This window comes from Acinetobacter sp. CIP 101934, assembly GCF_000369585.1.
Classification (GTDB): domain Bacteria; phylum Pseudomonadota; class Gammaproteobacteria; order Pseudomonadales; family Moraxellaceae; genus Acinetobacter; species Acinetobacter schindleri.
In genome coordinates this window covers 2,342,832-2,355,110 of sequence record NZ_KB850094.1, presented here as the reverse complement: position 1 = coordinate 2,355,110, position 12,279 = coordinate 2,342,832, and the positions used below count along the sequence as shown (strand labels likewise).

At 44.2% G+C, this 12,279-nt stretch carries 9 protein-coding genes; 5 read left to right on the top strand and 4 right to left on the bottom strand.

Translation table 11 applies throughout. The features are described 5' to 3' along the window. The first annotated feature begins 166 nt into the window (after nucleotides 1-166). Complete coding sequence (locus F899_RS11515; protein ID WP_005222876.1) at nucleotides 167-673, top strand: hypothetical protein; 507 nt, start codon at nucleotides 167-169, stop codon at nucleotides 671-673. Nucleotides 674-704: 31 nt separating this feature from the next. Here F899_RS11515 and F899_RS11510 read toward each other — a convergent pair whose 3' ends face one another. The 3 genes from F899_RS11510 to F899_RS11500 all read right to left on the bottom strand — a co-directional run bounded on the left by F899_RS11510 (nucleotide 705) and on the right by F899_RS11500 (nucleotide 3,469). Next, the gene (locus F899_RS11510; protein WP_005222873.1) at nucleotides 705-983 is read right to left on the bottom strand and encodes a hypothetical protein; all 279 of its coding nucleotides are present in this window, start codon (nucleotides 981-983) and stop codon (nucleotides 705-707) included. A 43-nt stretch (nucleotides 984-1,026) separates the two neighbouring features. After that, nucleotides 1,027-2,352 (bottom strand): polyamine export protein PaeA, encoded by a 1,326-nt coding sequence (locus F899_RS11505; protein ID WP_004892036.1) that lies wholly within the window; start codon nucleotides 2,350-2,352, stop codon nucleotides 1,027-1,029. 127 nt (nucleotides 2,353-2,479) lie between these two features. After that, on the bottom strand, nucleotides 2,480-3,469 hold the full coding sequence (locus F899_RS11500; protein WP_004814962.1) for a LysR family transcriptional regulator: 990 nt from the start codon (nucleotides 3,467-3,469) through the stop codon (nucleotides 2,480-2,482). Between the two features lie 675 nt (nucleotides 3,470-4,144). Between F899_RS11500 and F899_RS11495 the strand changes: the two genes are divergently transcribed. The 4 genes from F899_RS11495 (at nucleotide 4,145) to F899_RS11480 (ending at nucleotide 11,231) form a co-directional block, all read left to right on the top strand. After that, nucleotides 4,145-5,746, top strand: coding sequence for an isocitrate lyase (locus tag F899_RS11495; protein WP_005222870.1), 1,602 nt, complete (start codon nucleotides 4,145-4,147; stop codon nucleotides 5,744-5,746). A 256-nt stretch (nucleotides 5,747-6,002) separates the two neighbouring features. Next, a complete protein-coding gene (locus F899_RS11490) occupies nucleotides 6,003-9,104 on the top strand; it encodes a multidrug efflux RND transporter permease subunit (RefSeq protein ID WP_005222868.1) in 3,102 nt (1,033 codons plus the stop codon). Between the two features lie 125 nt (nucleotides 9,105-9,229). Continuing rightward, nucleotides 9,230-10,558 carry a magnesium transporter gene (mgtE, locus tag F899_RS11485; RefSeq protein ID WP_004892043.1) on the top strand — a complete coding sequence of 443 codons (1,329 nt, stop codon included), beginning with the start codon at nucleotides 9,230-9,232 and terminating at the stop codon, nucleotides 10,556-10,558. A gap of 79 nt (nucleotides 10,559-10,637) precedes the next feature. Then, nucleotides 10,638-11,231, top strand: a complete 594-nt coding sequence (locus tag F899_RS11480) for a DUF4112 domain-containing protein (protein WP_004892045.1) — start codon at nucleotides 10,638-10,640, stop codon at nucleotides 11,229-11,231. A gap of 69 nt (nucleotides 11,232-11,300) precedes the next feature. Here the strand turns inward: F899_RS11480 and htpX are convergent, their stop codons facing one another. Next, the gene (gene htpX / locus F899_RS11475; protein WP_004814968.1) at nucleotides 11,301-12,206 is read right to left on the bottom strand and encodes a protease HtpX; all 906 of its coding nucleotides are present in this window, start codon (nucleotides 12,204-12,206) and stop codon (nucleotides 11,301-11,303) included. Nucleotides 12,207-12,279 lie beyond the last annotated feature (73 nt).

Here is a 12,279-nt window from a genome sequence, read left to right as displayed (position 1 = left end):
TCGGGCAGGAGATGGATGAGTAAGATTACTATAAAGTAAATTGCTGAATTTTTCCGAAAAATTGCAATGCGCAATTAAATCATCTCACTTGCAACAGGATTTTGTCTTTTTGTCCGGGAATTATGCGAAAATAGCCTATTGTAAATATTATTTGTAAGGGCAGTTCATGACTGATCAATCTCCTGAGACTTTAAGCGACATCGAAATTCTGGACCTGTTACAGGCAATGAAAAACGATGAATTAGATACCGAAGCGAAAGAAGCTATTCGTCAGGGTGGTAAAGCGGGTCGTCAGGAAGCGCATAAACAGGCGCTGGTTAGATTGCATCAGTCATTTGAAGAAAAATTTGTTGAAGCAGTGTCTATCGCGCTTCATTTGAATGAAGCTCAGATCAAAAAGATTCGTTACAAGAAAGACCGTATCCGTATTTTAAAGGCGCGTGGTATTGATTACCTGGCGATTGATGGTGCGGAAACTGCATTTGTATTGGCACAGATCGCGCAGGCTATTGTGCGTGAAGATGCAATCGTGACGCATGACCTGCATAATATTTTCCCATTCTGGAAAGAAGGCTGGCCAATGGTGCAGTTCGATAATGCCTATAAAATTCTGGAAGATGATATTCGTATTCACTACCAGGCAGTATTAGATGCATTGATCAGCAAATACTGATTCAAATGAAAAAGCACCTTAGGGTGCTTTTTTAATCTCTATAGATCAGGGCAATCAGCCAGCTGACCGGTAGAATAAACACTCTCCACCAGCTAATAAGTGGCCAGTAAAAATATTCACCCCACGTCAGGGTGGAATCAAAGCCACGTCGTCTGCGTTCATGCGGATAAGGAATTAAAATTACAGTAAAAACCAGCAGGCCAATTCCTGCCAGTATTAAAATCGGATTCTTTTCCTGCATAAAAAAGAAATACAGCAGATAAATTCCGGAATAAAAACTGAGACAGGCCAACAAGGCAGACAGATTCATCCAAGTTCCTTTTTATTATTGATTTTAAAAGAGAAGAATCAGATTAGCCTGATTCTTCCTCAATATTATTTTTATTGGGTTCCAGTAAGCGAGTCACCAGTAACTGGTCAATTTTGAAATGATCGACATCGACAACTTCAAATTTATAACCCGCATGAATCACGATATCAGCCGGACGTGGAATCTTGCGCAGCTTGTACATCATAAAACCAGCCAGCGTTTCATAATTTTCTTCATCTGGCATTTCATCAATGCCTAAGGCATGTTTCATGTCTTCAATTGGCGTACTGCCTTCAATCAGCCATGAATCAGCATCACGTTTAAAGATCTGCTGATCTTCTTCCATTGGTGTTACCCAGTCACCCATTACGGTAATCATGATGTCAGACAGGGTAATCACACCCACGACAAGTGCATATTCGTTAATGACCACTGCAAACTTTTCTTTGCTCGAACGGAAGCGGTCCAGAAGTTCGGATAAGGTCAGAGTGTCCGGAATCATCAACACATTACGAATGGTAGATTCATTCAGCTGATTGATTTTCTGGTTGTTGAGAATACGGACCAGAATGTCTTTGGCATCGACATAGCCAATTACCTGGTCGATATTTTCATTACAGACCAGAAATTTGGAATAAGGATATTGCGCCAGCTTTTGACGAATACTGTCTTCAGCTTCAGTCAGGGTAAAGAACACCACATTTTCACGTGTGGTCATACTGGAAGGAACATTACGTTCTTCAAGTTCAAACACGTTTTCAATAAAGTGGTGTTCCTGCTTTTGTAGTACGCCAGCCTGAGCACCGGCATCCATCACGGCAGAAATATCTGCAAAGGTAATATTGTCATCCCGGATCGTATTGACTTTGAATAACCGGAACAACAGATTGGCAATGGCATTAATTATCCAGGCCAATGGCTTGCAGATTTTAATAAAAATTTGAATCGGGTTGATAACTGCGACTGAAATTTTTTCCGGTGCAATCATTGCCAGGCGTTTTGGCATCAGATCAGCAAACAGAATGAATAATGAAGTCACCAGAGTGAAAGATAAGGCGAAGCTAATGTTCTCGGTCCAAGGACCATCATATATACGCGAGACAAATTCGGCGATATAAGGACGGAAAGCCCCTTCACCCAGAATACCGCCGAGAATGGCGACAGCATTTAAGCCAATTTGGGAGGCAGCAAAGAAGTCTGCTGAGTTTTCCTGTAAATCCAGCACTTTCTGGGCACGGACGTCGCCTGATTCGGCCAAAATTTTAAGTTTGACCTTACGGGCACCTGCGAGTGCGATTTCAGTCAGTGATAAAAAACCAGCCCCCGCGATGAGTATTAAGATAATCACGATGTTTTGAAAGAGGCTCACGTAATCCACCTGTGGATTGATATTATCTTGGAATATTTTTAACACAAAAAAGGACTTGAGGTGTAAAAACAGATCTCAAGTCCTTACAGTATAAGCTTAAAAAATAATAATTTATGCGAAATTCATTTTAATAAGGTGAAAATTGCGAATTATTCTGCATAAATTCACGATTCTCTTCTTCAATCATCTGGCGCGCTACATACAAAATCAGCTGACGCAACCAGCGATGTGCCGGATGATGATGCAGTAATGGACACCATGCCATCTTCAGTTCAAATTCAGGAATATAGAAAGGGGGATCTTTAAGTAGCAAATTATGGTTCTTGGCTTGCAGGCGGGCAATACGCGTTGGTAGCGTTGCTACCAGATCTACATTTGACGCCAAAAGTCCCGGCATCTGATAGTGACGGGTAAATACTGAAATCTTACGTTTTTGCCCAATACGTTCCAGCGCCTGATCAATCCAGCCAAGTCCGGCCTGCTTTTCAGGATTAACCCCGAAACCCACGCCCATGCCGGTTTTAGATACCCAGATATGCTGTGCATCTAAATAGCTTTTCAGGTTCAGGTTACCAGCAGCAGGGTGTTTATTATTTAACAGACAAGAAAAGCTGTCACGCCACACCAGTACCTGATGGAAACTTTGCGGAATTTCATTAAACCGGTTAATCGCCAGGTCAACCTTACCTTGTTCCATGTCACGATAAGACACATCACTAGGTGTCAGGAAGTCCAGAACAACATTGGGTGCTTCAGAGCGTAAAGCCTTGACCAGGCGCGGTACCAGCGTCGCTTCAGCATAATCTGAAGTCATGATACGAAATACACGATTTGAGGTATAAGGGCGGAACTCGGTACGGGGTTCCAGAATCATGGACAGATCAGATAGGGCATCGCGAATACGTGGCTGCAGTTCGAGTGCACGTTCAGTCGGTGTCATCCCTTCAGAAGAACGGATCAGGAGGGGATCATTAAATAAATTGCGCAGACGACGCAAAATGTTACTCATGGCAGGCTGGGTCACGCCAAGTTGCTCAGCTGCACGTGTGACATTTTTTTCGCGAAGAAGTACATCAAGATAAATTAATAGATTGAGATCGACCCGCTCCAGATTCATAAAAAAAATACCGAAAATAAAATCATGAAATTATAGTGATTATGCCATAAGTACTGCGGCTTGTGTACGTGACTGATGAAAAAAAAGCCACCGAATTTATAGCAGTTTTTATTCATTTTCAAGCAAGAGGAGTCTATTAATCAAGTCTGGGTTTTTTCTGTCAATTTGGTCAATTACCGGATCGAACTGGATACCTGTTTTTAGTTAAATCAGGGTAAGTGAAAATGATTTCAAGACAAGAAATGAGTCAATGATTAATAATATATAAATTATGTGAAATATATAGTTTTGCATTAATTCAGTTTGCCGGAAATATAAAGGAAGACTGGCAAAAAAGACCAAAAAAATTAGGTCATCAAGCGAGTCAAGACTTAAGTCTAATGAATATTTTATATTCAATAAGCTGAAATTTTAGACAAAAATCTATTTTAAAAATTCAGAAATAAACTATTAATTACAATAATTTATATAAAAATGATCAATATATGATTAGACTTTCATCTACATATTTTTTAAATAAATAGTGATAATTCTTGCAGAATATTGGATTAATTTTTTTATTGCATCTAATCTCTAAACATCGCAACGAGCTGACTAAAATCTAAACAAAGTTTTGAGGGTCTGATTTTAGAACAACGTTGCAGAAAAATCCTAATATTATTACAGGAATATATCATGACTACATATCAAACAGCGATTGATGCAATCCGCGAATTAAAAGCGAAATTCGGCAACACTTGGGCAGACATCAGTCCTGAAGATGCTGCGCGTATGCAACTTCAGAACCGTTTCAAAACAGGTTTAGACATTGCAAAATACACAGCAGCAATTATGCGTCGTGATATGGCTGCTTATGATGCTGACTCTAGCAAATACACTCAATCTCTGGGTTGCTGGCACGGTTTCATCGCACAACAAAAAATGATTGCGAACAAAAAATACTTCGGTACAACTGAACGTCGCTACATCTACCTTTCTGGCTGGATGGTTGCAGCACTTCGTTCAGAGTTCGGTCCACTTCCTGACCAATCTATGCACGAAAAAACTTCTGTTCCTGCATTGATTGAAGAAATCTACACATTCTTACGTCAAGCTGACGCGAAAGAATTGAACGATCTGTTCCGTTCACTTAAAAAAGCTCAAGAAGCTGGTGACACTGCTAAAGCTGCTGAAATCACTTCTCAAATCGACAACTTCCAAACTCACGTTGTGCCAATCATTGCGGACATCGACGCTGGTTTCGGTAACGAAGAAGCAACTTACTTACTAGCGAAGAAAATGATCGAAGCGGGTGCTTGTGCACTTCAAATCGAAAACCAGGTGTCTGACGCGAAACAATGTGGTCACCAAGCGGGTAAAGTAACTGTTCCACACGAAGACTTCATCGCGAAAATCCACGCGCTTCGCTATGCATTCCTGGAAATGGGTCTAGACGACGGTATCATCGTTGCACGTACTGACTCTGAAGGCGCTGACTTGACTCAAAAAATCCCAGTGGTTAAAGAGCCAGGTGACATCGCTTCTCAATACATCAGCTACTTAGATACAACTGAAATTGACATTTCAGAAGCGCAAGAAGACGAAATCCTGATCAAACGTGATGGCAAACTTCACCGTCCAAAACGTCTTGCTTCTGGTCTGTACCAGTTCCGCGAAGGCACTCAAATCGACCGCGTTGTACTTGACTGTGTAACTAGCCTTCAAAACGGTGCTGACCTTCTTTGGATCGAAACTGCGACTCCAAACGTAGCTGAAATCGCTCACATGGTTAACCGTGTTAAAGAAGTTGTTCCAAATGCGAAACTTGTTTACAACAACTCTCCATCATTCAACTGGACACTGAACTTCCGTCAACAAGCGTACGACCGTTGGGTTGCTGAAGGTAAAGACGTATCTGCATACGACCGCGCTAAATTGATGAGCGCTGAGTACGACGATTCTGAATTGGCTGCTGAAGCTGACGAAAAAGTACGTACATTCCAAGCAGACGCTTCTCGTGAAGCAGGCGTGTTCCACCACTTGATCACTCTGCCTACTTACCACACAGCTGCTCTTTCTACTCATGAGCTTGCTCAAGGTTACTTCGGTTCTGAAGGTATGTTGGCTTATGTTGCTGGCGTACAACGTAAAGAAATCCGCGGCGGTATCGCTTGTGTGAAACACCAAGCAATGGCTGGTTCTGACATCGGTGACGACCACAAAGAAATCTTCGCTGGTGACAACGCGCTTAAAGCGGGTGACGATGCGAAAAACACAATGAACCAATTCTCTGCTTAATCAGCTCTGAATCGATTCTAAAAAAACCCTGCGCAAGCAGGGTTTTTTTATGCCTAAAATAAAATGAATAACCTTATAAATTGTTGAAACAGCTAGATGAAAGGCAAAATCTTCATATTTTCTTCATGATTCAATTTTATACATATTTTTCTGTGATCAAGCCTTGCATTCTCTAGGCCACTGCCTGAATATCCTTAAGCTGACTCAATAATGCAACGCTTTCCATAATTCATTAAATTCAAAGTGATTCAGACTTATGCTGTCTAAGTTTTTCATTCATCGTCCTATTTTTGCAGGTGTGTTGGCCATTGTAGTCATGGCCATTGGACTTTTTGCGGTGATGAATTTACCTGTGGAACGTTATCCGGATATTGCACCACCGCGAGTGACCGTATCGGCAACCTATTCCGGCGCATCTGCGGAAACGGTGGAGGAGAGCGTGACCCAGGTACTGGAACAGCAGATTAAAGGCATTGATCACTTGCTGTATTTCAGTTCCAGCAGCGATTCCTCCGGGCGTAGCCGGATCAATATCAGCTTTGAAAACGGGACTGATCCAGACACGGCTCAGGTACAGGTACAAAATGCGATTAATGGGGTGCTAAACCGCTTGCCTGAAGATGTACAGCGGCAGGGTGTGAATGTGTTCAAGTCGTTGGGCGATACGCATATGGTGATCAGCCTGTATGACGAATCCGGGCGCAGTGACAATATTGCCTTGTCGGACTACCTGATGACACATCTGGAACAGGACATTTCCCGGATTGAAGGCATTGGTGAGGTGGATGTTTTTGGCTCGCAATATGCCATGCGAATCTGGCTGAATCCACTGAAACTGAAACAGTATAACCTGATGCCTAGCGATGTGCGTGCTGCGATTGAATCACAGAATACCCAGGTCGCAGCTGGTGCTGTGGGCGATCTGCCTACGGTCGAGGATCAGTATCTGAATGCCAAGGTAACTTCGGGCACGCGACTCAGAACTGTAGAAGAATTTGAAAATATCATTGTAAAGTCTGCCCGGGATGGCAGCTTTATCTATTTAAAAGATGTAGCACGTGTTGAACTCGGTGCAGAAAATTATCAATCCTATAGTACCAATAATGGTTATGCATCCGCAGGTCTGGCGATCTCGCTGGCTTCCGGTGCCAATGCCATCGCGACCTCAGAACGAATCAAGGCGGAAATTGCCCGTCTGTCTAATCAGTTGCCGGAAGGCTATAAGATTGCCTATCCACGAGATAACACGCCATTCGTTCAGGAATCCATTAAGGAAGTCCTTAAAACACTGGTTGAAGCCATCATCCTGGTGATTGTGGTGATGTTTATTTTCCTGCAAAACTGGCGCGCTACCCTGATTCCAGCAGTCACTGTGCCAGTGGTTTTACTCGGTACTATGGCAATCTTGTATGCTCTTGGGTTCAGTATCAATACCCTGACTTTATTTGCCCTGGTTCTGGCAATCGGCCTGCTGGTGGATGATGCTATTGTCGTGGTGGAAAACGTTGAACGTCTGATGCATGAGAAGCAGCTGACCGCCAAGGAAGCAGCACTGGAATCCATGCAGGAAATTAGTGGGGCTCTGGTCGGTATTACTTTGGTATTGACGGCAGTATTTATTCCTATGGCGTTCTTTGGTGGTTCCACCGGGGTTATTTATCGTCAGTTTTCCATTACGCTGGTTGCTGCCATGACCTTATCACTGATGGTGGCCCTGATTCTGACACCAGCCCTGTGTGCCCTGATTCTCAAACCAAATCCGAATCCGGCACGCTGGGTGCAATGGTTTAACCATAAATTGGAAAGTGTTAAGCAGCGTTATCTGAAACTTTCTAATGTCACCCTACAACATAAGGCCATCTGTTTAATTTTATTTGCCGGTTTGGTTGCTGTATTTGGTCTGTTCTATAAGGCTTTGCCAACCAGCTTCCTGCCAAGTGAAGATCAGGGAACGCTTAGCATTCAGGTGCGCCTGCAAGAAGGTGCGCCGCTAAAAAATACGGTGGCCACCGGAGAAAAGATTCGTGAATATTTCCTTGAACAGGAAAAAGACAATATTAATCTGGTGATGATGCGTTATGGCCGTAACTTCTCGGGTACCGGTCAGAATCTGGCAACCGGTTTTGTGGCACTGAAACACTGGGATGATCGTCCTGGCGAGGAAAATACTGCGCAAGCTATTCGTGAACGTGCCTTAAAACATTTCCGTGGTTTTAAGGATGCACAGGTCAATATCAATATGCCAGCTTCAGTCAGCGGTCTGGGACAAACTGATGGACTGGAATTCTGGATTCGGGATATAGAGGGAAATGGCCGTCAATATCTGGAACAGCAATTTAAAGAACTGGAAGAAAAAACCAAACAATATTCAACGTTTGAAAATCTGGGTAAGCGCTCCAATCCGGAGAAGGCTGAATTAAAGGTTAATATTGACCAGAAACAGGCCATGGCCAATGGCCTGACCCAATCCGCGATCAACAGTACACTTTCTGCTGCCTGGGGGGGTAACTATGTCAATGACTTCATCGACCGAGGCCGGATTAAACGGGTAATGATGCAGGGTGATGCAGAATTCCGTTCCAAACCTGAAGATCTGGCGATGTGGCATGTGCGCAATGACCAGAATCAGATGGTGCCGTTCAGTAATTTTGCGACGGTAGACTGGAGCGGTGGCCCGGAAGTGGTAAATCGTTTTATGGGTTATACCGCTTTGCAGATGGAAGCGGATGTCACCAAAGATACCAGTACTGGTGAAGCAATGCGGGATGTAGAAGCATTAGTGGCCGATCAAAAAGGTATTGATGTGACCTGGAGTGGATTGTCCTTCGAAGAAAAACAATCCAGCAATCAGGCCATCTGGCTGTATGCGATTTCGATTGGCTTTATCTTCCTGTGTCTGGCTGCACTCTATGAAAGCTGGAGTATTCCAACTGCGGTAATGTCAGCAATTCCACTGGGTATTGGTGGGAATATTATTTTCAGTTATTTCGCAGGCTTTCCGAATGATATCTATTTCCAGATTGCCTTACTGACCACAATTGGTCTGTCCTGTAAGAACGCCATTCTGATTGTAGAATTTGCTGCTTTGGCAGAGCAGCATGGCAAATCCGTTGTCGCGGCAGCATTGGAAGGTGCAAGCTTGCGTTTACGTCCAATTTTAATGACGTCGTTGGCCTTTGGTGCCGGAATTCTACCACTGGTGTTTGCCTTTGGTGCCGGGGCGGTCAGCCGTCAGGAAATCGGGGTTAGTGTTCTGGGTGGGGTAATCTTTGGAACTGTGTTAGTACTGATCTTTATTCCATTTATGTATGTGATGATCCGTAGCCTGTTTCAGAAGAAAAAGCAGGAACTGAATTAAGATGCCTGTCATCTACCTTCAGCTATAAAGATCAATGAAGTAACACCATGCTTCACTCAGCTGAGGCATGGTGAATGAAATTAGAATATAAAAATACATGATAACAAGAGGGCAGCAGCGCGCAGATGGATCAGCAAGTTGAACAGGTACGGGAATTATTAAAATTGCATCAGACAGGTGCAGACCAGCAGCTAGCACAATTGAATATCGCCGATCAGGCAAGGCTATTAGCCGAACTGAAACCAGCTGAACGGCAGCATCGCTTTGAGCAGCTGCAACGCCCGGTAGAAGTCTTTGAATACTTGCCTCTGCATCAGCAGCTTCAGCTTACGGCATCATTATCTCTCGAAGAACTGGTGGCCTTACTGGATGCAATGCATTCGGATGACTTTATTGACCTGTATAAACAGCTGCCTCTTTCGGTACAGCAGCAATTGCTGGGCAAGCTTTCAGCACAGTCATGTCAGGTACTGAAAGTACTCCATGCCTATCCGGAGGAAACTGCCGGTGCATTGATGAGTTCGGATTATTTGACGCTGCCTCCTGAACTCAGCATGAACGAGGCGATTGAAACGCTACGTGATATCGCTGGAAATCATGACACGCTGTATCTGATCTATATTGTAGATGCACAGCAACATCTGCTGGGGGTAATTTCATTACGTCAAATTATTCAGGCACTGCCTACCGCGACTATTGCCGAGGTTATGACGAAAGAAGTGATTTATGGCACGGTGGATGAAGATCAGGAAAAGATTGCACGCACACTGGCTTATTACGACTTTATTGCCTTGCCAATTGTTGATACTTCCAAAAAGCTGGTCGGGATTGTGACTTATGACGATGCCATGGATATTGCCGAGGCCGAGAGCACGGAGGATTTCCAAAAAGCAGGTGCGGTGTCACCGCTAGATCAACACAGTATCAAAACTGTGCCGATTTTATCGCTGTATAAAAAGCGGGTATTCTGGCTGGTACTGCTGGTGTTTGGCAGTTTGCTGTCCAGTTTTGGTATTGCCAAATATGAGGACATCATTGCGGAACATATCGTATTGGTATTTTTCCTGCCGCTGCTGGTGGGAAGTGGCGGGAATGCGGGTTCTCAGTCTGCTACATTGATGGTTCGGGCATTGGCAACTGGTGATGTACAGTTTTCAGACTGGTTCCGTCTGGTTGGACGGGAGTCTCTGGTGGCGCTGTGTCTTGGTCTAACTATGGCCTGTGCAGTGTCGATTCTGGGTTATATCCGGGGCGATCTGATGGTTGCCGTAGTACTTGCCATCAGTATGACCGGGATTGTTTTACTCGGCTGTCTGATCGGCATGAGTCTGCCATTTGTCTTGAATAAGCTGAAACTCGATCCTGCCAGTGCTTCAGCGCCACTGGTGACATCGATCTGCGATGCCAGTGGGGTGGTGGTGTATTTGTTCGTGGCATCCAGACTTTTGTTTTAAGTTAATAAAATTACGCTATATTTTTGATATCTAATTAGGTTAGGCTGAATCATTACACAATGATAAACGGGTTGTTCCGATGATTGAGACAGACAACAGCAACTCACCAAAACTGACACAACAGGAAGTCATTCGCCTGGAACGGGATTTGGCCAAGTTTGCCAATATGATGGACTCCGTAGTCCGGATTCCGTTTACCAAGCAGGGTGTTGGTGCTGATGCTGCACTCAGTACCGTACCTGTGGCGGGAGATCTGGCTGGTTTTGCCTTGACCTGTTATGCCATTTATAAGGCACGTCAGATCGGAGTGCCACAGTCCAAACTGAATCCGGTCATTAAATTGGCAACCATGGACGCCGTGGTCGGTTTCATTCCCGTGGCTGGAACCATCTTCGACATTTTTATCCGTCCTAGCCGTAAGGCCTTAGATATCGTGCATGATCATATCCGTGAGGAATACCAGATCCACACGGATCGGCATGTGGTACATCCTTTTCTGCATGAAAAACTGGAACAGAAACAGCAGCAGTCTGCATTCTGGCGCAATCCAGTGGTTGCCTGGATCTGGATTCATATTCCGGATATTCTGGGTACCATCTTCCTGATTCTGTTTGTACTGGCAATTGGCTGGGGCGGGATGGCCCTGTATCAATGGATCAGTCAAACTGCTTAAACACAAAAGTATAAATAAAAGAAAAGCCTCCGTCAGGAGGCTTTTCGGTATAGCGTTGTGCTCAGTAGATTAAGGACAATCAAGCTGATGCAAAGCGGCTACACGTTGTTCAATCGTTGGATGTGTCTGGAACAATGCAGCTAAGCTGAAACCTTGTTCTTGACCTGCTGAAATTGCAAAGGCTTTCATTTCTTTCGGCATGGCATCTGGCATTTCAGATTCTGCCTGTAAGCGTAATAGCGCAGAAATCATGGCCTGTTTACCTGCTAAACGTGCACCGGCTTCATCGGCACGGTATTCACGATGACGTGAGAACCACATCACGATAGCGGATGCCAGGATACCAAATACGATATCAAGCACAATGGTAATCACGAAGAAAGCAATTCCTGGTGCTTCACCATCTTCACGGCCAAATACGTTACGGTCGATAAAATCACCAGCAACACGGGCAAAGAACATGACGAAGGCGTTGACCACACCCTGAATCAGAGCAAGTGTTACCATGTCACCATTGGCAACGTGACCAATTTCATGGGCAAGTACAGCACGTAACTCATCTTTGTTCATGCGTTCTAGCAAGCCTGTAGAAACAGACACCAGTGCATCGTTTTTGTTCCAGCCGGTCGCGAAGGCGTTTGACTGGTAAGATGGGAAAATACCCACTTCTGGCATTTTAATACCAGCGCGCTGAGATAGCTGTGCTACTTCCTGTAATAACCATGCTTCTGCCTGGTTACGAGGAGCATTCGGATCAATCAGTTCAGTACCAGTAGTCTTCTTCGCCATCCATTTAGACATGAATAGTGAGATTAAAGAGCCCACCATACCGAACACAAAACAGATCACTAGCAGGTTGCCTAGATTCAAGCCACCCGCGCCATGGTAACTACCGACACCGAAGAGTGACAAGATAATGCCAGCTACAACCAGTACCGCGAGGTTGGTTAGCAAAAACAAACCAATCCGCATCATTGAGAAATCCTCTTATTATAGAAAAATAATCTGATTAGCAAATTACAATCATTACCCTCAATATGAGGTGAAA